The 21,903-nt window shown below is 46.9% G+C and carries 14 protein-coding genes and 1 tRNA gene; 5 read left to right on the top strand and 10 right to left on the bottom strand.

Annotation, left to right across the window (positions count from 1 at the left end; genetic code table 11):
* Window positions 1-22: 22 nt before the first annotated feature.
* Complete coding sequence (locus tag KS4_RS01230; protein ID WP_145073437.1) at window positions 23-1,402, bottom strand: TrpB-like pyridoxal phosphate-dependent enzyme; 1,380 nt, start codon at window positions 1,400-1,402, stop codon at window positions 23-25.
* Window positions 1,403-2,825: 1,423 nt separating this feature from the next.
* Here KS4_RS01230 and KS4_RS01240 point away from each other — a divergent pair.
* From KS4_RS01240 to KS4_RS01255, 4 genes are all read left to right on the top strand, one after another.
* A complete protein-coding gene (locus KS4_RS01240) occupies window positions 2,826-4,436 on the top strand; it encodes a hypothetical protein (RefSeq protein WP_200761449.1) in 1,611 nt (536 codons plus the stop codon).
* Between the two features lie 39 nt (window positions 4,437-4,475).
* Window positions 4,476-5,543 carry a hypothetical protein gene (locus KS4_RS01245; protein WP_145073446.1) on the top strand — a complete coding sequence of 356 codons (1,068 nt, stop codon included), beginning with the start codon at window positions 4,476-4,478 and terminating at the stop codon, window positions 5,541-5,543.
* A gap of 114 nt (window positions 5,544-5,657) precedes the next feature.
* Window positions 5,658-7,244, top strand: coding sequence for a hypothetical protein (locus KS4_RS01250; protein ID WP_145073449.1), 1,587 nt, complete (start codon window positions 5,658-5,660; stop codon window positions 7,242-7,244).
* 45 nt (window positions 7,245-7,289) lie between these two features.
* Window positions 7,290-8,336, top strand: a complete 1,047-nt coding sequence (locus tag KS4_RS01255) for a hypothetical protein (RefSeq protein WP_145073452.1) — start codon at window positions 7,290-7,292, stop codon at window positions 8,334-8,336.
* Between the two features lie 9 nt (window positions 8,337-8,345).
* Here the strand turns inward: KS4_RS01255 and KS4_RS01260 are convergent, their stop codons facing one another.
* A complete protein-coding gene (locus KS4_RS01260; protein WP_145073455.1) occupies window positions 8,346-9,608 on the bottom strand; it encodes a peptidase U32 family protein in 1,263 nt (420 codons plus the stop codon).
* Window positions 9,609-9,785: 177 nt separating this feature from the next.
* Between KS4_RS01260 and KS4_RS01265 the strand changes: the two genes are divergently transcribed.
* Window positions 9,786-9,858, top strand: a tRNA-Gly gene (locus KS4_RS01265).
* 137 nt (window positions 9,859-9,995) lie between these two features.
* Here the strand turns inward: KS4_RS01265 and KS4_RS01270 are convergent.
* From KS4_RS01270 to KS4_RS01305, 8 genes are all read right to left on the bottom strand, one after another.
* Window positions 9,996-10,925 carry a PI-PLC domain-containing protein gene (locus KS4_RS01270; RefSeq protein WP_145073458.1) on the bottom strand — a complete coding sequence of 310 codons (930 nt, stop codon included), beginning with the start codon at window positions 10,923-10,925 and terminating at the stop codon, window positions 9,996-9,998.
* Window positions 10,926-10,956: 31 nt separating this feature from the next.
* The gene (locus KS4_RS01275; RefSeq protein ID WP_145073461.1) at window positions 10,957-11,817 is read right to left on the bottom strand and encodes a glycerophosphodiester phosphodiesterase; all 861 of its coding nucleotides are present in this window, start codon (window positions 11,815-11,817) and stop codon (window positions 10,957-10,959) included.
* Window positions 11,818-11,911: 94 nt separating this feature from the next.
* Window positions 11,912-12,721 carry a prepilin-type N-terminal cleavage/methylation domain-containing protein gene (locus KS4_RS01280; RefSeq protein WP_145073464.1) on the bottom strand — a complete coding sequence of 270 codons (810 nt, stop codon included), beginning with the start codon at window positions 12,719-12,721 and terminating at the stop codon, window positions 11,912-11,914.
* 89 nt (window positions 12,722-12,810) lie between these two features.
* On the bottom strand, window positions 12,811-15,585 hold the full coding sequence (locus KS4_RS01285) for a LamG-like jellyroll fold domain-containing protein (protein ID WP_145081325.1): 2,775 nt from the start codon (window positions 15,583-15,585) through the stop codon (window positions 12,811-12,813).
* Window positions 15,586-15,732: 147 nt separating this feature from the next.
* Window positions 15,733-17,403, bottom strand: coding sequence for a hypothetical protein (locus tag KS4_RS01290; RefSeq protein WP_145073467.1), 1,671 nt, complete (start codon window positions 17,401-17,403; stop codon window positions 15,733-15,735).
* Window positions 17,404-17,925 carry a sigma-70 family RNA polymerase sigma factor gene (locus tag KS4_RS01295; protein WP_145073470.1) on the bottom strand — a complete coding sequence of 174 codons (522 nt, stop codon included), beginning with the start codon at window positions 17,923-17,925 and terminating at the stop codon, window positions 17,404-17,406.
* A gap of 305 nt (window positions 17,926-18,230) precedes the next feature.
* Window positions 18,231-19,940, bottom strand: coding sequence for a hypothetical protein (locus tag KS4_RS01300; protein WP_145073473.1), 1,710 nt, complete (start codon window positions 19,938-19,940; stop codon window positions 18,231-18,233).
* Entirely contained in the window at window positions 19,937-21,820 is a 1,884-nt protein-coding gene (locus KS4_RS01305; protein ID WP_145073476.1) for an autotransporter outer membrane beta-barrel domain-containing protein, read from the bottom strand. The genes KS4_RS01300 and KS4_RS01305 overlap by 4 nt, the downstream gene beginning before the upstream one ends.
* Window positions 21,821-21,903: the final 83 nt, after the last annotated feature.

Below are 21,903 nucleotides of genomic sequence, written 5' to 3' on the forward strand. Positions count from 1 at the left end.
GCTGCTTCTATTTCAAGATCATTTAGCTGATCGATGTTTCCGCCGCTGCTTCCGGCAAATTATTCAATGCCGTGTCGATGTTTTCTTGTGGCAATGAATAATCTTCAAGATCACCTGCAAGATATTTGTCGTAAGAAAGCATATCGAAGTGGCCATGGCCAGAAAGATTGAAGACGATACATTTTTCTTCGCCAGTCTCTTTGCATTTTAGCGCTTCGTCAATGGCACCCTTAACCGCATGTGTAGATTCAGGTGCCGGGCAAATGCCTTCAACGCGTGCAAAAGTGACGCCTGCTTCAAAGCATTCGTTCTGGTGATACGAAACCGCATCAAGCAAGCCGAGCTTACGAACCATAGAAATGGTCGGCCCCATGCCGTGATACCTGAGTCCGCCAGCATGAATGCCGGACGGAACGAATGTGTGGCCAAGGGTATACATCGGTGCCATCGGTGCGAGGCCGATGGAGTCACCGTAGTCATAAGCGTATTTACCGCGTGTGAGTGTTGGACACGCAGAAGGTTCAACTGCGAGTAATTGCGGGCCTTTGCCTTCCATACGCTCTTTTACGTATGGGAAGATCATGCCAGCAAGGTTCGACCCGCCGCCCGCACAACCGATCAGGATGTCCGGCGTATCTTCCGCCATCGCCAATTGTTTCTTCAGTTCAAGGCCGATGACTGTTTGATGCAGACATACGTGATTTAAAACAGACCCTAACGCATAGTTAGTGTCCTCACGCCCTGCCGCATCTTCAATCGCTTCTGTAATCGCAATGCCCAACGCACCTGTACAGTTCGGATCTTTGGCAAGCAAGGCACGACCCGCTTCGGTTTCGTTTGAAGGTGATGGGATACAGGAGGCGCCGAAAAGTTCCATCATCGAGCGACGGAATGGTTTTTGCTCATAAGAAACTTTGACCATGTAGACTTTGCATTCGATGTCGAACAGGTCGCATGCAAATGCAAGGGAGCAACCCCACTGGCCGGCACCGGTTTCAGTGGCGATGCGCTTAATGCCTTCCTGTTTGTTGTAGTAGGCTTGCGCGACCGCAGAGTTGGGTTTATGTGACCCAGTCGGCGAAACACCTTCGTATTTGTAATAGATACGCGCGGGTGTTTTGAGATGTTTTTCGAGTTGAATAGCGCGAACCAGTGGGGAAGGCCGCCAGATGGCGAGTTTTTCACGGACAGGTTCGGGAATCTCAATCCATCGCTCGGTTGAAACTTCCTGCTTGATGATTTCCTGCGGGAAGATGGCGCCCATTTCTTGTGGGGTTGCCGGTTGGCCGGTTTGCGGGTTGAGATGTGGGGGGATGGCTTCTGGGAGGTCGGCGGCGATGTTGTACCAAGCCGTTGGGATGTCCCGCGCGGGGAGTACATAGCGGTGTTGATCGAGATTCATCGGTATTCAATCCTAAAAAATGGCTGGGAAATCGACTTAGAAGCCTATGAGGAAAATTTAGTGTGATTTACAGCCAGGTGGAGCCTGAATTTATAACATGTTGATTTTACTGTATTACGGCGAGTTGTCACGGAGCGTTCGGGGAGAAAGATGGGGCAGCGGGGCATGGAGCGCGATTTTGTGGATGAGGTGGTGTAGGGCGTGCGTGAGTCGGAGCTGCGAGTGGGATTAGAAGGGGGGGAGTGTGGGGTAAGAGTGGATTGTGCGCACAAAATGTCGCGAAAAAGGATTTTGTGCGGTCGATTTAAGGCGGATTTTGAAAAGGCAATATGGTTGAGTATGTTAAATTGATGGGCGAAAATGTTAAATAATGCATGTTTTGTGAGCTAAGTGGGGCAGAAAATGAGGGTGAAGAGCGGTTTTGTGCGCGCGATTTGAGGAGTTTGGGGGCGGCGCGTACGAGAATCGTTGAGTAATGGGACGAAATGGGGAGAAAACGGTGAATTTTGGTGTAAAACAGGCCAGAATAAGATCAGAAATGAGTGGTATTCAGGCTGTGATGCTGGGTTTGTGCGCGCATTCTGTTTGCTTGATTGTTTTGTATGAGTGATCGTCTGATGTCGCCTGATATCGTTTTATGTAGTTGATCGTTTTGCTTGGTGATGGATGTTTGATGGTGAAAAGAGGTAATAAGAGGTGATGGCGAGGGTATTGGGTATGTTTTTGTTTTTTGTCCGAATTTGAAGGGTTGCGGTAATGCGTGAAGGGGAGCTTGAAGAGTGGTAACGTGGAAATTGTTAAGTAAGAGGAAATGGATTTTTGCAATTGAAGTGCTGTGTGTTTGTGTAGACAGGTCTATATACAGGTAGGCATACGGTTGGTTAAGTCTAGTGAAACAGAATGAGGGCTTAGATCTTGTGATCTTCGGTGAATCAATTCTCAATACTCGGAAATGAGAATTTGTTGTTTTTATAAGTGTGTGCGTGTGTGTGCGTGCGTGTGCGTGTGTGTGCGTGTGTGTGTGTGCGTGTGTGTGCGTGTGTGTGCGTGTGTGTGCGTGTGTGTGCGTGTGTGTGTGCGTGTGTGTGCGTGTGTGTGCGTGTGTGTGCGTGTGTGTGCGTGTGCGTGCGTGTGTGAGTGCGTGTGTGAGTGCGTGTGTGAGTGTGAGTGTGGGGGGGATGAGTGTGTTCGCTATGAGTAAAATGATAGATGGTGTGGTTGATGAAATGTATGGTGAAGTGTGGTGGTATTTTGGATGTGATAGGTGACGTGGCTGATGAAATGAGTGTGGGAAATATAAGAAGATGGGGTGAAAGAAATGAATGAGGGTCTCGTCTAATTCAATGTAGGATTGATGAAATTGTTTGGTGAGCGTGGTTGGGTTTATTGAGGTTTTAAGGGGGACTTCTCGAGGGAGCTGATGATGGGCAATCGATATTACTTTGTGATTTTTATTTTTCAGACATTGGGGGTGCTGAGTTTGACGGCGTTGCCGGTGGTTTGTTTGTTGTTGGCGGCGTGGAAGGGGCGGATGGTGTGGAGTGGGCCGCGGTGTGAGGGGAAAGTGGGGAGGATGATCGGGGGGGGAAGGCGGTGTGGGTATGAATTGCGCGGGATGAAGGATTTTAAGAGCAAGCAATGCCCGGAGTGCGGACAGTATTTGGGGGAGGTTGGAGCGGTGAGGTATGTGCAGGGGCGGTTTAGCTGGCGGGTTTTGATTTTAACATTGAGTTTGATTGGAGTTACTGGGGTTGTAGGCGGGGGTGTTGCGGTGTATCAGGATTATCAATGGCAGCGGATGTTGGAGACAGGTGAGGGGATGAGTTTATATTCGATGCGGTTTGATGTGTTTTTGAAGTATTTGGAGAAGCATCCGGAGGAGGTAATGGATGGTAAGGAGTGGTTGTGGGCGATGGATCATCATTTGGGGATGAAGGGAAAACAGATTACGCGAGAAGAGATGGGAAAGGTGTGTGAGGTTATGAAGGTGGCGATGCGGAGTGAGGTGGGTTTGGATTTTCTGAGTGATTATGGAGATCGGTTATATCAGTCGATGGCGCAGTCGGGGATGATGGATGAGGGGATGTGGGTTGAGCTTGCGCGTGAGTGGCATGGTGGGGAGATGAGGTTGAATGAGACGAAGCGACAGTTTGGGGGGAGCTGGATGAGGTTGCTGGTGAGCGGCGAGGAGAAGGCGGATTGGTTTAAGAAGGATGAGATGGCGGGGATACGGCCGCTGTGGTGGGTGAAGGAAGTGACGTTGAATGGTGAGGTGTTTGATGGGGTCGTGGATCAGGTAAAGCGATCGGACTATGGGCGACGGGAGTTTGAGTTGCGGGGGAAGGGAAACAAGCGTTTTAAGGCGGGGGCGTATGAGATTGAGGTGGTGATTGAGCGAGGGTTTGTGCGGGTTGATGATGGTGTTGCGTTTGAGGAGCCAACGAAACGGGAGGATTGGCCGACGGATGTGATGGGGCTGGAGGAACAGCGGGTGAGCTACCGGTGCGAATTGTTTGAGGATGTTGATGCGGCGGTGGGGTTAGTGAAGGATGAGACGTTTGCGGCGAAGATGGAGCGCGAGTATTCGGTGAAGCGGTGTGTTGCGCGGAAGTTTCGGGGGAAGGTGAGGCTGGTGTTGGAGATGAGGCGGATGATGCGGGTTGAGATTGGGGAGGGGGACAAGGTATTGTTGGCGGCGATGTATGACGAGGGGCCGATGGTTGCGGATCGGCTGAAGGTGAATCTTGTTGGGGAGGTTAGGTTTGGTGATCAGGTGTTTGAGCTAAGCGAAGCTGGGCATTCTGTTGATTGGGGAGGCTTTCCGGACGATCCGGTGATCGAGATTGTTGAGACTTATGTGGGGGATGTGGATGAGCTTGGGGAGGATGTGAGGGAGGTTGATGTGGTGCTTCGCGGTGAGCGAGATGAATGGTTGAGCCGAGACTGGGATGTTGAAGGATTTTGGGATGGTGAGATTGAGGTGAAGGGAGTGAAAGTGGAGCGATGGGATTTAGGTGAGTGGGGCGGTGAGTGAGTTGGTTGATAGATTGTGTGAGATGCTTGAAAGGGCGGCATGATGAATTTGATTGAGTTTGTTGGTGAGCAGATGGATGGCGAGTGGGTGTGGGTTTTGGCTTTTTATCTGCCGACGGTTCTGGTGTCGCTGATGTTGCTGGGGATGTGGTATTGGGGGAGGAGTCGGGGGGTTGGTGTGCGATGCAATCGGTGCGGGGAAGCGTTGGATGGGTTGGTGCCTGAAGAGTTGGTGAGGGGGGATGGGTGTCCGGGTTGTAGGGCAGCGGTGAGTGAGAAGAAAGGGGTGCGGTATGTGCGGGTGAATGGGAGAAGGCGGGGGTTGTTGTTGGTGATGGCGGGTTGCTTGTTGGTGTTGCCGATTTTGAGTGGAGGGGTGTTGATGTATGTTGATTATGCGTATCGTGGGTATTACGACGTGCGGAGTTGGGATGATTATGACTTGATTGGTGTACTGCTTAAGCCGCAGGGGAATGTGATGGGGAAGTTGGCGTGGCAGGTGATTGATGATCGCGATGTGTGGGAGGAATTGGTGGAGCGGATTGAGGGGGGCGCGTTTGATGAAAAGGAGCGAGCGTTTTTTGAGCAGACGTTTATGCGGTATTTAAAGTTGCCTATGGGTGGGGTGAATGGGCGGCTTGATTGGGATTCGAATTCGAAGATATTGCAGGTGATGTTGAATGAGGAGGTTGTGAGCCGGGAGCAGTTTGGGGAGGTAATCGATTTGTTTTATAGAAAGCCGAAGTTGATTGACGGGAAAGTTGTGCTGAGTGGAGATGAGGGTGAAGGGGTGGCGGTGATGGGTTGGAATGAGCCGGGTTGGAAGGAGTCTGTGAGAGGTATGCCGGTGTATTGGTTTGTGAGGCATGTTGAGTTAGATGGTGAGGCGGTTGAGCGGAATTGGAAGGAAGCTTTGTCGTTGTATCAGGATTTGAGAGTTGAGGTGGGGGAAGTGGATCAGGGTGAACATGTGTTGCGATTTGAGCTGGTGGGGAAGTTTGTGGAGCCGGATGGTGATTTGGGGGTGAGGAAGCCGTATGAAGAGGATTTGGTGGGGGCGTATTATGAAATGGTTGCGGCGATGGAGGTGAAGGTGGTGCGGGAGTGAGGGGCGTCGGTGTATGAATCAAATTGGAATTGATTACGTCATAAACAGTGACGAGACTTTTGGTGTAAGTGTAAGTGTAAGTGATGTTTTTGAGCTAGAAGGTTGATTACTTTGATGTATGAATGGTTATTGGGATTGTTGACCTGGCGATTTTGGGTTGTGATGAGTGGTAGTGGGGTTGGTTTTGTGTTGTTGATGCTGGTTGCGTGGCGAGGGAGGGTGGTGTGGAGCGGGCCGCGTTGTGGGGGAAGGGGAGGGAGGTGTGGTTATGAATTGCGAGGGCGAGAAAAAGTTTTTCAGGGGCGATGCCCGGAGTGTGGTCAGTATTTGAATGAAGTGGGTGTGGCGGAGTTTGTGAGGCGTAGGTTTCATTGGGGTGTGATGTTGGTTGCGGTGTTGGTGTTGTTGTTGCCGATGGGTGTGCATTTTGGGCGGGTGGTGCATTGGCAGTATGTGAAATGGCGGTATTCGCCGCAGTATTCGCTTCGGAATGTGGATGAGCTTTTATTGCGTGAGGTTGCGGGTTATATGCGGGAGCAGCCGTTGAAGGTAGATGAGTGGCAGTGGCGGTTGATTGAATTGCTGAAAGAATCACAAGGTTCTGAGGGGGATTTGTTAGAAGTGTTCTATACATTGCGTGAGTTGTTGAGGGATGAGACGTTTATTACGAAGGTCAGAAGTTATGAGTTGGAGCATGTGATTAAGGCTTTGCCGAAGCATATGCATACAAATGAACAGATGATGTTTAATTTGTATTTGGATTGGTATGGGCGAGAGTGGCGAGTGAAACAGGAGGCAGGGCTTACAGAGAAGCGGTATGATTTTGCGATTAATGCGGGGACCAATTATCCATCTGCATACAAAGCGATTGATGATGTTTATGAGTTGAAGCATGTGAAGGAGGTTCGGGTTAATGGTGAGTTGGTTCATCATGAGATTGAGCTTGGCAAGACGCGAAAACCTGTGCGTGTGATATTTTACCGTGAAGCGTCGTATGGAGATGATACGTTGCCGGGGTATGGGGAGGTTATGGCGTTTGGAGAGAATGAGGTTGAGCTTGTGATTGAACGAGTGTTGGTGAAGAGTGAGAAGCGATTGAATGTGAAGAAAGTGAAGCGAGAAGATTGGCCGACGGATGTGTTGTGGCAGGAAGAAGTGGTGTTGAAGAAGCAGATTGTGATGTATGAGTCGCGCGACAAGCCGCTATTTGGTGTTGAGGATGAGACGTATAGAGAACGATTAAAGAGTGAGATTGAGGTTGAGCGGATGGTTGCGAGACGGATGGGTGAAAGGGTTCGGCTTGCGGTGGAGTTAAAGCGGACGGAGCGTCGTAAGCTTACAGATGCGGAGCATTTGGCGGTTGTGGGGCGTGATTTAAGTATTTATTTAGATGATCCGTATACGTTTTACTTTAGAGCGAATGCTACTTTTGGTGATGATGAAGTGGTGATGTTTCATTTTAGTAATACATCAAAAAATGCGAAGGTGAGGCAGGAGGGGAATGTGATTACGCGGGTGAGTCGGTATATTTATTACTGCGATGTGGAATCGTTGGATCCTGGGATAGGAAGTGCGCGTATTGAAATGAACAGCGGGCTTAAGGCTGGAGGTTATTCGAGATCGCGAAAGCTGTGCTGGAAAGGCTCGCTATCGATGGGCGTTGTTGAGGTGGAGAGGTGGGATTTGATTGGGAGTGAGTGATGGGTGCAATGGTGTTTCGCTTGTGTGTGATTGCAAGAGGTCGCGATGATAAGATTTTTGGAAAGATATCTGGATGTTGTTTGGTTCCTTGGGTTGAATTTATATTTGCCTTTGCTGGTAGCGGGGTGTGCGCTGATTTGGTTTGGGGTGTTTGGTGGCAGTCGGAAGTCGGGGGTGAGCTGCAAAGACTGCGGTGAGGATTTGAGTGGGGAGGTGCCGGAGGAGTTGGAGGCATGTCCGGGATGTGGAGTGAGCTTAAGTTGGCGGCGTATCAAAATTGAGCGACGGGCGAAGTATCACTTGGTTGCTTTGGGAGTTTTTGTTTTGGTTGTTCCATTGGTAATTGGGTATGCGGTTGCGAAGAGAGAGTATGAGAATGAGATTGAGTCTTCATGGGGAGCGCGGCTGATCTATCGGGATCATGCATATTTGGCGGGGAATTTGAATGATATCCTGGCAGAGGCGGAGAGCGATTACTACAGGACATTGATTTGGGAACGCGTGGTTGGTCGGATTCAGGAAGATGAGTTTGATCGTGTGCAGCTTGAGGCGATTGGTGAGGTTTTGGTTGAGAAGGTTGATATCTGTCGTGAGGAAGGAGTAGTTCTCCCAGATTGGTTACGGGAGGTCATATCGGTTTACTTAAGGAATGATAGGATTTCGGATGAGCTGTTGGCGAAGTTGGCGGTAGCTGCGGTTGACGTTGATTTTGAGCCGCAAGTTAAAGTGATTTGTAAATATAAGGGAGTGAGTGATTGGAGTTTAACGGCTTATTCGGGGGTTTCGGAATCTATATGGATTGACGATGACGTGTTTGATGTTGTTTGGTTTATTGAAGATTTTGAAGTGGAGGGAGCAACCTATCGTGAGTTGGATTATTGGGGGAGAGGTGAATTTCATTTAACATTGCAGGGAAAAAAGAATGATGATATTACGCTGAGGTATCGGCTTCGCGGGCGATTCGTTCGTCCTGAACAGCGTATTGCGTTGATCCACGATGGAACGGGGTTAGAGTTTAATGATTTGCATGATGATTACTATCGATATGAGTTTGTGTTTGAGGTGCCGATTAAGCTAGTTAAGACGCGTTGATGTTTGGGGTTAGTTGGCTGCTGGTTTCATGTAGTAGAAGGAGTCGGAGCGGCGGACACGGTTGGGGAGCTTGAGAGAGAAGCGGGAGCCTTGCGGGGCGGTTTGGACAGATTGTTCGTCGACGCGAAGTTCGGTGATGATGCCTTCGAGTACGCCGGTGGTTGGGCCGATGATGGCGAACTTGTCGCCGACGGAGATGGGAGCGGCTTGGGCGTGGATTTCAGCGACGTTTAGTTTGGTGAAGAAGTTGGTGACGGGGCCAACGATGGTTTTGGTGTGCGTGGCTTTTGAACCGTATTTTTTCGACCATTCTTGAGGCTTGCCGAGATAGTAGCCGGTGGAGAGGTCGCGGTTGTAGACGGTTTTGAGGTCAGTGAAGAGAGATTCGACGAAGTCTTTGTTGTAGGTATTGTTTCGGAGTGCGGTGAGTGCTTTGCGGTATGCGGTGATGACGGTGTGTACGTATTCGGGGGCGCGGCCGCGACCTTCGACTTTGAGAACGGAGATGCCAGAGGCGATGACCTGATCGAGGATGTCGATGACGGCGATATCGGAGGGTGAAAAGACGAAGTTGTTGTCGAGGGTCATTTCTTGGCCGGTGTCTGTGTCGGTGACTTTGTAGGAACGTCGGCAGAGCTGGCGGCAGGCACCACGATTGGCGGAGAGACCTTCGTGATAGAGCGACATGGAGCAGCGGCCAGAGGTGGCGATACAGAGCGCGCCGTGGGCAAAGGCTTCGAGTTCCATGAGGTGTCCGGTGTTTCCTAATAGATGGTTAGACTGGATTTGTTCATGGATGACACGGATTTTAGAGAGGGAACATTCGCGTGCGAGGACGACGCGTTCGCAGTGAGGTGCGTAGAAGCTAAGCGCTTGATAATTGGAGATGGAAAGTTGAGTGGAGAGGTGGACGGGTAGGTCGAGATCTTTGGCGATCTGGAGGATGGCCATATCTGCGAGGATGACGGCGTCGACGTTGTTGGCTTTGGCTTGTGTGAGGATTTCACGGGCTTTGTCGAGTTCGTTGTCGTAGACAACAGTGTTGAGAGCGAGATAGGCTTTGATGGGTTTGCCGGAATGGACGGCGGGTGCGGCTTTGACACGGGCCATGATCTCGGGGAGGTCGGTGGTGTCGAAGGATCTACGTGCGACAGAGCGCATATTGAGGTTGCCGAGGCCGAAGTAGATGGCGTCTGCGCCGGCGTTGATGGCTGCTTGTAGTGAGGGGAAGCAGCCTGCGGGTGCGAGGAGTTCGACGTGTGAGGTGTCCATGGGAGATCCTTGGGGTAAAGCTGTGGAAAAAGCTGGAAGTGTATTGTAAACGAGGTTGGGTGCGAGTTTAAGCTGGGTGATGGGGGAGGGGAGGATAGGGATAAGTGGGTGGAAGTACGGTTGGTAGGGGCGTGTTGCAAGGGTTTATGGGGAGGTGCTATAATCTTGGCCGAACTAGCGGGTGTAACTCAATTGGTAGAGTGTCAGCCTTCCAAGCTGAATGTTGAGAGTTCGAGTCTCTTCACCCGCTTTAATAGGATGGATGGAAAACGCTGAGGTAATCAGCGTTTTTTTAATGCGCGTTTTGGGTGCGGGGGAAAGAAAAAGAGGCATGCGTTTGCATGCCTCAAAGCGTAGAAAGAACAGGATATCTGGGGGAATAGAGGTTTATTTGTTTAGATTTTGCTCTGCATTTGCCGTGGAGGTGTTGGATCGTTGGGATTGAGAGTTGAGGTACTTAGCAAGTTGTATGGGTTTGTCGGTGTTGATGAGTTGTATGCCGGACTGGTAGAGGAGCTGCCACATTTTCGTGGAGTCAGGAGTGGCCCAGATACGGGCGATTCGTCCTTTCTGGTGGGCGGCGCTTTTGAAATCGGTTAATGCGATGAGGATATCGTTGGGGTTTTGACTGCCAACGGATTTGAGGAATTCTGAAAAGGAAGTGGAGATCATGGGCATGAGATGAGCAGGGGCTTGTGAGTGGTAGTCGGTGCTGTATCGTCCGTCGATACCGACAAATCGTTCTGTAGCTTTCGAGATTTGCTTCACAGGACGCTGGCCGGAGGCGACAACGATGACGGGGGCTGGGGTGATCGTTGTTTTTTCGTTGTCGATGGCGACGTGACGAAAGAGGTTTGGGTATTGTGCGAGCTGTTTTTCGAGTGTTTGCCAGCATTTGAGGCCGTCGTTTTTGAAGTCAACCATAAGGATGAGGGGGAGGCCGGATGTTCGGACTTGGCCGCCGAATGGATGTTCAGTGTCGATGCTGCCATGTTTTTTGAAATGCTTATTGAGTGGATCGAGGTATAGTTTTTTGAGGGTCCGGCTAGGTTTGATCTCATCGCGACTGTGTGCGACATAGAGTTCACCATCTTTGTGAAAGATATCAGCTTCGATGCTGAACATATTGGCTTTTAGAGCATAGTGAAGTGGGTTGCGTTGGTAGTAATCATTATGGCTGTGACCAAGAGATTGTTTGAGAAAAAGTCGGCCTTGCTTGTCGCTGGTGACGGGAGATTCGTTGTTGGCATTACTAGTATTAGTTGATAATGAGATAAATAGTAATACAGCAGATATTAGAGTGATCAGTTTTTTCATAATATTTTCTTAGTGAATAATTGTCGTTGGATTAGTTGTGTTTCTGGTTGTTTGAATGATTTTGCTGGCTTAAAAGATCATGTTCGATATTAATTAAGTTGCGAGGATGATTGGTGTTGAACATGTCGCAATTAAGTTGGATTGCGCGGCTGAATGCGTACTCATCGTTTCGCGTGGTGTAGACCATTGCTTTCATGTTGAGCGAGTGTATTTTTTCAATCAGAGGACGAGTGAGGTTTTCTGCTCGCACTTCAATGATTTCAGGACGGTATTGATTGTAAACTTCGATTAGTTTTTCTACAGAATGTGCATTCATCTTGAGTTGATATTCTGGAGCGATACGGCGGATTTCACGAATGATTTTCTCAGAGTTTGACCAATAGAATATTTGGTCCGACATTTTAGTTTCTTCGATGATTTGGATGAAAGTGATCGGGTCGACGTCCTTGATATCAATATAAACTTTAATGTGTCCACGTGCCCATTGAAGGAAATTTCGAAGGCGGGGGATACTTTCACCTTTATATTTATCGTCAAACCATAAGCCTGCATCGATTTGATCAATTTGATCGGAATGAAGTTTATTGAATGAGATTTTCTTGTCGGAGAACTTTTCGATTGAAAGATCATGTATTAGATAGATAATGCCATCGGCTGATGTGCGAATATCAATTTCGATAAAATCGAGATTCCATTTGTGGCAAAATTTAGCTGCTGCAAAAGTATTTTCTGGAGCAATATTATTAGCACCACGATGCGCGACGATTGCGATTTTTGCATTAGGATGACGGTCGGGAGCGCCGAGGTTGCTTGGTTGCTTTGCACTTGTTTGAGAGATTAACAGCAATGTTATGCATAAACAGCGTATCAATTGGAATGTTGCATTTTTCATTTGAATTACCGTTCAATATTTTGAAACAAGAGGAAAGACATTACATACTCGTTAGAACATGCAATGTCTCAAGGGGTGTTGCTGGCCCATTTAATTAGTTGTTCCAGTATTGTGGGAAATTAGCCCATTTGTCGTTTTCGTAGGCGATGTATTCGCTTTGTGTGGTGTCCATTTCATCGACATGGCCATCAACAAAGACAACATGTGAACCACCACCGTTCATGACGCCGCCAACATCACTATGTGAGACGGAGTAGCTGTGTGGGTTCTTGCCCACATAACGGTTTGAAGGGTTGTGGTATGTTGCTAGGGTATCTTGGTCAGGCCAACGATCGACGACGAATCGGCCGTCATTCATAGCAGTACCGTAGACGGGATGTTTCCATGGGTTTTCTTCGACGAACATGCCGATTTGGGTAGTCTTTTTGACCATAGAAGCACGAAGAGGTCTTTCGTTGTAAGGTTTGTATGCATCTACGCTTTTATAGCAGAGCGTGCTGTTAAATGTATAGCTGTAGGAGACTCCATTTTCAGGTATTTGATTGGCTACATAATCTTCGACGTAATCGCGGAAGATAGGACAAATCATTGTTTCCTCACGGGCTTCAGAGATATATGGAAGAAGAACGCTTTGATCTATAAGATTCGTTTTGACACGGCGGCCGACAGGTGGTGAGTTCCAGTTGCCGGGAAGTAGATCAGTGTATGATCCGAAGAAATCATCGTTGTTAACGGTATATGCGTGGAGTGCTAAGCCGAGTGACCGGATGTTCGATTTGCATTTTAAGTTGACAGCGGTTTCGCGGGCTTTACCCAGAGCGGGAAGAAGGATACCGATTAATAGCGCGATGATACTGATGACGACGAGGAGTTCGATGAGTGTGAATGCTTTACGTTGTTGCATTTTTATTAGCCTTGATGAATAAAGGTTCGTTTTTTGATTGATATAAAAAAACCTCTGAGGCAATTAAGCCTCAGAGGTGTGGGTTATGATTAAGCATGTTTTCTACGGATAGCGGCAAGTGAGCCGAGCGAAAGTAGTATGAGTGTGCTTGGTTCAGGAACAGCAATGAGATGTGGGAAGAGGTCGGCAGCTGTGAGATTGGTGCCGTTGGAAGTGTTAAAATTAACTGCGACAACATTGAGATCTATAGCGTCAACTACGCCGTCACCATTAAAGTCACCAGTGTCCCAGCTAACATTATCTTTTCCGAAATTAACGGCGATAGTGTTCAAATCGAGAGCATCGATGAGACCATCTAAGTTGGCATCACCAAACTGATAGACTTTGGTTGCTTCAACGAGGATTTGCTTGTTGGCATCGTCGTAGATGACATTCCATTCGACACCGTCGATTTCTGCACCAGATATGGTTGTGAATTGGTCGAAGCGTGTGCCGTTGTATTCGATGATTGAGATTTGTGTGCCAACTGATGTGCGATAATCGTTGAGATTACGGTCAATGTCGATAATGAGATCGGTATCGAAGATGGAGACATCGCCAGTGAGCGTGATTCCTTCAGTCACAGTGCCGCCAAGGACATTGATTGCCGTGTGCGTATCGCCGGTGAGTGCAATTTCGAAAGCACTTGTGCCAGTACTATCACCGTTGAAGTCGCCACCGAAGTAAAGATCGCCGTTGATGTTAATGTTTGCGGAATCACCTTTGGTGCGAAGTTTTGCAGAGCCTTCGAGGCCGATGACAAGATCGCGGTTGATCGAGAGACTGCCGCCCTCAATATTGAGTAAGCCGACACCGGTCTCTTTGTTACCCATGATGAGGTCACCGCCAGCTTCGGCGAATGAACTGTTGCCGCTGAGATCGGAACTCATACCAAAGCTGATTGGAGCATCACCTCGAACGATAAGTGAGCCATCGATGAGATTATAGGTACCCGTACCTGCATGGCCGATAATGGCTTCACGACCAACGGATAGAGTTGAATTTATGCCGGTTTGATTGACTGTACCGCTGCCGTTTTTATGAGCGCCAACATAGAGGCGGTGCTCGTCATTAATTTTTTTGCGTGTGTGCGTATCGCCAACATTGCCACCGACGTCCGCATTGTAGATGTAAGCGCCGATATTGATATTGACAGCATCCTCAATGTTAAGTGAAGCGATACCAGACTCTTTGATATTATCTTTGCCGCCAACCATCATTTGATTGCCAACTTCGATGTTAGCGTTCCCGGCGAATGTTGCATTGATTGTGGTGTTGTTACTGTCTGCAATGGTGAAGCGATTTTCGACTTGAAGAAGCGCGTGCCCATGGATATCGATTGAGCCAGTGCCGTTGTCGGATGAACCAGCACGAAAATCGTCGCCAATGCGGAGGACGGCGTTGTCTGTCATTTTGAGATGACCATCACCTTTGTCGAGATACAAGTCGTTTGCAACACGGACTTCTGAGTTGCCAGACATATCGAGAGTCCCTTTACCGAAGCCTGCTTCAGAACGGCCGCGGCCAATCGCGAGATCATCACCGGTGTTGTCGTTAGTTTTAAACCAGCCACTTTCAAACTGTGAATCCTGTTCCCATCCACCAATCTGAAAGAGGCCGCCGGTCATGATGTAGCTCGCTTCAACGTTTTCACCATTTGCAATATCAAAATCGTTGTTGTTGCCAGCGTGGATGAGCGTACCGCCAGATTGTTCGATGACCCCGTTCTCGCCGCGGCCAACACCACTTGCGAGTGCGTTTGAAAGTTTTATGGTTCCGCCGGAGATAATTAGTTTGCCTTCACCTGTGTTTCCTACATTGATGTATTGGTTAGTGCCAACTTCGATCGCATCGATATCCAGATTGCCAGAGCTAAAAGTGACCGTACCGTTGTTGCCGATATAGACGATATCGCTGGCAGTTGGTTTGTCGATATTCCAGCCTGTGTCAGTGTCAAAGGTTCCTGTAGCGTTATCTGCTGCCCAATAGGCGAGGTTGGCCTCATCAATAGCGGTCGCGGTATCAAGGATATTGAGTCGCTGATCAATGTCTGCTTGCGTAAGAGCTGTGTTATAGAATGCAACCTCATCGATATCACCAGACCAAACACGTCCGTTACGTTGCGCGTTCGCGCCGATCAGAACGTTGAATTCTGAGAGGCCTACATTGCGGCCAGGTGAAAATGTTTTGCTTGTTGCAGTCCGATCAAAGTAGGTTGTTTGGATGCCATTGATGAAGTCATAGGTCATGGCAATGTAGTGCCAATTACCGTTGTTCATATCGTTGAGTGAGTTTGAAATTTCACTCTTGCTCCCATTACCATCGGTAGCGGCGCCTTGAACGCCAGTACTACTGCTGTTACGGGCGAGACGCCACGAGTTGTCGCCTTTCGTAATGATGCCGGTCCATGATCCATCCGGGAGCGTGTCGGTACGTATCATTGCCTCGATCGTGAATGAGCCTTGCATATCATAGTTAGAGGTAGCCGAGGCACCGGAGTTTAGAAGTTCCACATAGTTTGTATCGGCGGCGTCTGTAGGGCTGCCAGAGAAAGTGCCCGCGTAACCGACATGTCCGAGTACAGAATCGACTGTACCAACAACGGTACCGTTAGTTCTACCTGAAACTTGATTAACAACAGTTGATAGAGAACCAGATGTTCCAAGATCTTCAAAGTTCCAGTAGTCGATTAGCCCATTAGTGTTGGTGATTAGGTTTTGATAATCCAATGTCAGGTCGGCTTGGGCTTGTGGTATAAGTGCAGTGGCTGCAATAAATGCTGACAATAAATGTTTTGTTTTAAAACAAAAATAGGTAGATCGCATCGTCTCTTCTCCTTGATAAAAGTATAGTTGTATTAAATTACGTGATTAGTGCCTTAAAGTATCAGGTTGAAAGAACATAAAATAAAATTATGAGGCGTATATTCAGTCTTTGTCGTTTGTTTGCTAATTTAACTATCTAATGGTTAGTTATAGTTTTTGTATTGATTTTGTTATTATAGAATCCGTTTCTTTGTTTTTATGGATTTTAGAAAAATTAGATATTGGGAGTACCGATCTCCATGAACTGCCTATACGAATACTGTCAAATTGCCATGGGCCAGCGCCAGCTTCGCTTAATAAGCGAATTTTTTGACAATCAAAGTAGGTTTTAATTTTTGCATTTGGTTTGATCGGTTCATCATCGATGACGGTTGGATCAAAATATATGCGGATATTGTCAAGCCCGGCGGCGGCATCAATTCTAATTACAAACAGATGAATATTATTATCAACTGGTATTGCTTCTATCGCACTGGTGTTAGGATCCGCATCAAGAAGTGTGGGGTGACCATCACGAAAATCTAGTGAAAAATTATCATAACCCGGTACTTTGCCAACCAATAACGAGCGGTGGTGAAGCTGATGAATAGACAGACCGGCTAGACCATTAGGGCTTCCGTTTTGAGAGCGTACCAGCCAGCTGATATATATCGGTTTGTTGAAGGTACCTAATGTACCATTAGATTTTAGTAATCCGGCTCTCCCAAAGGGACCAGAGAGAGAGGTGTCTAGATTAACCCAGACAGGGTAATCGGGTTTAGTAAGAATCGAACCTTGTATTGATTGAAGATTTGGGAATTCAAGCGATTGGTCAACAATGGGATTTTCTTCTTGAATATATCTTAGGCCCATTCCAGAATCGAAATGGAAACTGGCAAGATTATCTGAAGCTTGAGAATATTTAGGTTTTGATGGCGTATTGTAAAATTGTGTGTGTGTTGTTCTAGTCGTTTTACCATCAATGATCACTGCTTCGCCTGCTTGGACAGTTTGAATAGTTATGCCTGACTTAATAGTTGCGGTGCCACGTAGTGCGTAAATTTCTATAGAATTGTTTGGTTTAGTTTTGATTGCAATCTCGGCCATTGAGATTTCAATTGCTACTGTGTCTATTTCGATTGTAAGCTGGTTATCAATTGATTGTGACGAGCACATCATTGTGCCATGTTCTAATTTGAAATAATTTTCCGATATTGCAGAAAATTGAGCAGGACCGGTTAAAAAAACGCTTGTATGGTCTGTGATTTTTAGGCGAGCGATACCTGCTATAAGTTCGATTGTGCCATTCGAAATATTCGTACCCTTAAATAGTGTGATATCATGCTTTTTTTGTGTGGTTGTATGTTGTATTAGACGGGCATCTAGTGAGTAATCAGCAAGAATAATATTTGAGAAGTTGTCGGTTGATTTGAGATTTTGGCGATTTATTTGTCGGTGTGGAGACAAACCCACAATACCAAGAAATAAACTAAAAATGATAATTGCAGCGGCAGTAGCGTACTTCGTCAATTTGTAATTGGTAGGAGGCAAATTGCGATTGTGTTCTTGTTTAAGATTTATTTCAGAAGGATAATCGTAAAATTGGTAGTGCTTCGAAATGGTCTTTGTATCACTAGGCTGCTTGTCTATTTGTGAATAACATTCCCAGTTGAGCAAAGTGTGTGTTTGAAGGTAATAGATATAATATTCACGATAAAATTTTGAAGAACTGAGAATGTTCTCTAGTTGTCTGATCTGTTGAGTCGTTAAATTATCATCCACCAGATCTGTGAGAAGGGTTTGTAGTTCCTGTAATTCTTTATCGTTTTTCCGTTGCATTCAATTAGCCTCTTTCAAGTCAATTTGTTGCTGAATGCAGTGAAGCAATGTATGACGCACTCGATGTAGAAGGCTTTTAATTGCATTCGAGGAGGTTTTCATTTCAGTTGCGATATTTGTAAGCGGGGTGTCTTGGAAATATCGACGATGCACTATCTTTCGATGTTTGTCTGGTAGTTTTTGGAGACAGAGAGAGAGTGCGTTTGCTCTTAAATCGTAATCTTGAAATTGCTCGACCTCTTCAGCTATTTGTATCATGAGTGATTCGTCGAAGAGTAGGCGATCACGACCGCGTTGCTTTCGGAAAGCACGTATTTGATTGAGGGCAATCGTAAAGATCCATGCTTGGAAATTTGAGCCGAGGGTGAATGTATCTGCTTTACGCCAAATTATGAGATTGGTTTCCTGAAGTATGTCTTGTGCATATTCACGATTGCCAACGACAGCGAGAATGTATGAGTACAGCCGCCCTTGGTTTTGGGTGATCAATAGTAATATCTGATCAAGATTTTCAGGCAACATTTGGGGCTCGATGGTAGGAAGGATTTATACACGGTGTGCTTGCACATATGTAAATAGTCGAAAGAGGGGTTTAGTTACGAAATTTACAAAAATTAAATCTCATCCAGACGCTTTACAAAATCCTAATAGATTGGTTGATTTGCTATGACCGAAATGCGATTTATTTATAGTGTTCTACTTTTTAAAATATATAAGTCATTTGGCTGTTAGTGAATTGCGAGAAATTTGTTTGTATTTATTGAAAATAAGCGCATGAAAAAACCGCTTGAAACAGCGGCTTAGTGTATCGGTATTTTGGCTACAGGTTATACCATTCTGCGGCGTTTGTTGAAGATACATAGTAGGGCGCTGAGTGTGAGTGCAGTTGTTGGTTCTGGGATGATGCGTAGGACGCCTTGCGAATTAAGTTGGGTTGTATCCCAATCGAGGTTGCTAGTGAGGTTGGGTAGTAGAAGTTGCTCAAACTGACCTTGAAAGTTGGTAGCGCTAAAGAGTTGAAAGGTTTGGCTGAGCAATGGGTTGAAGCCATCGAGGAGAAGGATTTCGAGGATACCATCAAGTGTTAGGTCACCGTTGATATCGAGAGCATCGTACTCTGAACCGATGGTCGTACCCGCGAGTTCCATTTGAGCGGTTGCGTTGTCAGATAGAACGACGTCACCGTCAACGTTGATTAGACCGGGGCTGTTGCCAGGCGTAAGTTCACCCTCGATGTAGGTTGTACCGCCGCCAGTGATTGAGCCAGTGCCGGAGAACTGGCCAAAAATCACAACGGATGCATCGTGGGAGATACGCAGTTCGCTTTGGTTGTCAAAATCATCTTGGATGGTAAGTCTTGCATCACGTGTGACGGTGATAGAACCATCGATATTGTTGGTGATGTCTCCGAAGATGACGTGTTGTGTGTCGGCGTAATTCATTTCGCCATAGTTATCGATTGAGGATGCGCGAAAATAGGTGTTGAGGCCTGTGATGTCACCGTAATTGAGGAGTGAGCCGTCGAAAGTGAGGCGTGAATCATAGATTTCGATGGTGCCGTTGTTGACCGCGCCATCCATGTCGATAAATAGGTGGTTGTCATCATCAAGGTGAATAACGCCAACTGCTTCATTGATGAAAAGTGAGGTTGTTGGATTCGTTGGCAGGTTGCTTGGGATTTGATCGGTGATGAGGCCACTGCCGCCGATCCAGCCGGTATTGGTGAGTGTGCTTCCTGCAATAATCTTCATATCTTCATTCATCATCAGATGGCTACCCAGTGGACTATTGTCACCGAGAGTATCTGTGTGATAGAAACCAAATGAACCTTTACGAAGGTCGAGCAGTGGTAATCCGCCATGACTGTCGAATTGGTCGACGATGAGTGTACCGCCGTCAATGGTGAGTTGTTTACTCATGGAAAATTCACCATTGATGAAGAGTATTTTGCCTACACCAAGTTTGTTAAATGAAGTGCTGGAGGTTGATTCGTCATCGTATGTCAGCACATCTAGCGTACTGCCCTCATAGATCGCCTGATCACTATTCAGAATGATCGAGCCGGTCTGCCAATTGATTGGGCTTGTGTCTGGTTCTAAGAAAAGATTATTGGACGTGAGTTGCCCGCCGAAGATGTTGATTGTACTTGCGTAGTTGGTAAAGAGCGTGCCGTTAACGTTTAACTTCCCGTTATGATAAAGGTCGAGACGGGCGTTATTATTTACACCCATGTTGACTTCATTGTGAACGACAAGCTCGGAGTCTTTGTCGATGATCGTAACATGCCCACGAGCGAAATCATTATCTACAAAGAGAAGATTAGTTGCTGTTACAGTACCTTCACGAATGGTGAAATTAGCATTACCTGCGTTACCAACGACCAAACCGTTTCTGACTAAGACTGATGCGTTTTCACCATCAACGGTCATGTGAGATTCATTACCTGCGGCCAATTGAAGACGGATGTTTGAAACCTCAATTTCACCATAATCACCAACATAAATGTCACCAGATGAATCAGAACCGTTACCTGTCATGATATCAGCGGATGACCAGACTCTGGCATTCTTAGCGTACTAAAGCCATTCGTATTCGTGTTATCACCTTCACCTTCGACAAGCAATTGGGCATATGAATGAGTAGCCATACCTAATCGGATATCATCGTTTGTAGTGAGGTAACTGCCGTTGAGAACATTGATTTCGACATGACGTCCCTCACCAACACCAGCATGGATACCGTTGATCGCTCGGACGTAAGCGTTGTTTTCTGCGTGAAGTAAAGCAGATGTACGCGTATCGAAAGCAACACCTTCGCCAAGGAAGATATTGCTACTAGCAAACATCACGCCTTCATTGGTGACGTTCAATGCGGCGGCACGATTTGCACCAATACTGACAAAATTAGAACGTAATACACTGCCTTGTCCATCAATATTAACACGAGCGTTTAAGCTCGGATCAAATTTATTAATATAACTTTGATTTCCACCGGCTACATATACATCATAAATTAGAGCTTCAGCACCATCTGTAATCGAAAACGTACTATTATCACCGCCTACAGCTAAAGTTGCAGCCTGCATGGTTGTTTCGTTACCTGTAACTAGCACTTTACCTTGGCCGTATTTATGGTCTGTAAAGCCACCTGCGACAATCTTTTTAGCAATGAAGGTAGCGCCATTTCCAACCGTCAGATTACCAGTATTTTGGGCTAGACCATTACCAGCCCGTCCAAAGCCGAGATAGATATTTGCGGATTCATCAGTCCAACTTGATCCGATGCCATCAACAATCAATTCGCCCTGACCATGTATATTGTTAGAAAGACCTTTGATACCGAAAAAATACGAAGTTGATAATCCGCTGCCATCATCAACGTGGCTATAGCTTGCACCATTTAGTACTTCCCATTGCCCATGTGAAGATTGACCAATGGTCATCTGCCCAACAGGGTTGCCCAGCTGCATGCTGGTATTGTCACCGGTTAGAGTCAATTTGTTTGTGAGCAAAGCGCCTTCTACACCAACAATTAAACTTTGACTGATGTCTGATGTGTTCATGACAAGTTGACCGCCAGACTCAATCATGACACTGCCTTGCCCCTTATCCATACCAATAGTCATCTTATCAACGTAAAGTGTTCCGTTGTTAGAAACTGTGACATGACCCTGTGTTTGATCACCGATATTCAGCGTGTCCATTCTCATTTCAGCTGAATCATCATCAATCACCAGCTCGCTGAGTGTGCGAGAAGTAAGTGCTGTCGTACCCAAATGGCTTTGGCCGACATTCGTGATATTTGCTTCAGCTGTTGCGTCAGAGATAACGAGCTGGCCATTCGCACCATCACCAACATTGATCGTGCCGCCATCGTCGGCGTTGGTTGCGTAAAGTGCTGCACCATTTTCAATGATGACCTCACCTCGTGTGTTTGCTGTTGCATCACTCGTGGATGATGAAAACCCACTTACACCAATCGACAAACTACCACGCGTTGTTATTTCACTATTTGCACCAGAGACATTCACCTTCGCTAGGCTTTCCACCGTGTCCGTCGAATCGGTCAATGCAACCAACAAATCACTTGCAATGAACCTGCCGCTACTACTAATGTTTGCCGTCGCCTTTTGGCTGCCAGTCTTAAATCCAATGATTGGACCCAACAATCCTGAAGATGTCACAAATGTGGCTTCATTGGTAATTCGCAGTTCACTATCGGCCCCAATATTGATTCCGGAGAAAGCATCGTTTTTGTAGATTTGCGAATGCACATCATCAATTTCCAAGACCGAGCCATTCACAAATGTGAAGAAGCCAGAGCTTAACACCGGATTATAGCGATCAAGCAACGGGCCATGGCCCTTATCGATCGTTGTATCAATTAACACATGATGACCAGAGATCAAACCCGTCACATCAAAAGGTGCTTCGTTCGTACCCGAACTTTTGTGAAGCCAATTGTCGGCTTGGCTAAAATCTTCTTTGTCAACCGATCCGG

Origin of the sequence: Poriferisphaera corsica (assembly GCF_007747445.1) — a bacterium.
GTDB lineage: Bacteria > Planctomycetota > Phycisphaerae > Phycisphaerales > Phycisphaeraceae > Poriferisphaera > Poriferisphaera corsica.

Bases quoted from the DNA above. Each gene is read 5' to 3' on its own strand.
- KS4_RS01250 (WP_145073449.1), top strand. From the start codon at position 5,658: ATGTATGAATGGTTATTGGGATTGTTGACCTGGCGATTTTGGGTTGTG.
- KS4_RS01295 (WP_145073470.1), bottom strand. From the start codon at position 17,925: ATGTTGCCTGAAAATCTTGATCAGATATTACTATTGATCACCCAAAAC.
- KS4_RS01300 (WP_145073473.1), bottom strand. From the start codon at position 19,940: ATGACAGGTAACGGTTCTGATTCATCTGGTGACATTTATGTTGGTGAT.
- KS4_RS01290 (WP_145073467.1), bottom strand. From the start codon at position 17,403: ATGCAACGGAAAAACGATAAAGAATTACAGGAACTACAAACCCTTCTC.
- KS4_RS01285 (WP_145081325.1), bottom strand. From the start codon at position 15,585: ATGCGATCTACCTATTTTTGTTTTAAAACAAAACATTTATTGTCAGCA.
- KS4_RS01230 (WP_145073437.1), bottom strand. From the start codon at position 1,402: ATGAATCTCGATCAACACCGCTATGTACTCCCCGCGCGGGACATCCCA.
- KS4_RS01260 (WP_145073455.1), bottom strand. From the start codon at position 9,608: ATGGACACCTCACACGTCGAACTCCTCGCACCCGCAGGCTGCTTCCCC.
- KS4_RS01275 (WP_145073461.1), bottom strand. From the start codon at position 11,817: ATGAAAAATGCAACATTCCAATTGATACGCTGTTTATGCATAACATTG.
- KS4_RS01255 (WP_145073452.1), top strand. From the start codon at position 7,290: ATGATAAGATTTTTGGAAAGATATCTGGATGTTGTTTGGTTCCTTGGG.
- KS4_RS01280 (WP_145073464.1), bottom strand. From the start codon at position 12,721: ATGCAACAACGTAAAGCATTCACACTCATCGAACTCCTCGTCGTCATC.
- KS4_RS01240 (WP_200761449.1), top strand. From the start codon at position 2,826: ATGGGCAATCGATATTACTTTGTGATTTTTATTTTTCAGACATTGGGG.
- KS4_RS01245 (WP_145073446.1), top strand. From the start codon at position 4,476: ATGATGAATTTGATTGAGTTTGTTGGTGAGCAGATGGATGGCGAGTGG.
- KS4_RS01270 (WP_145073458.1), bottom strand. From the start codon at position 10,925: ATGAAAAAACTGATCACTCTAATATCTGCTGTATTACTATTTATCTCA.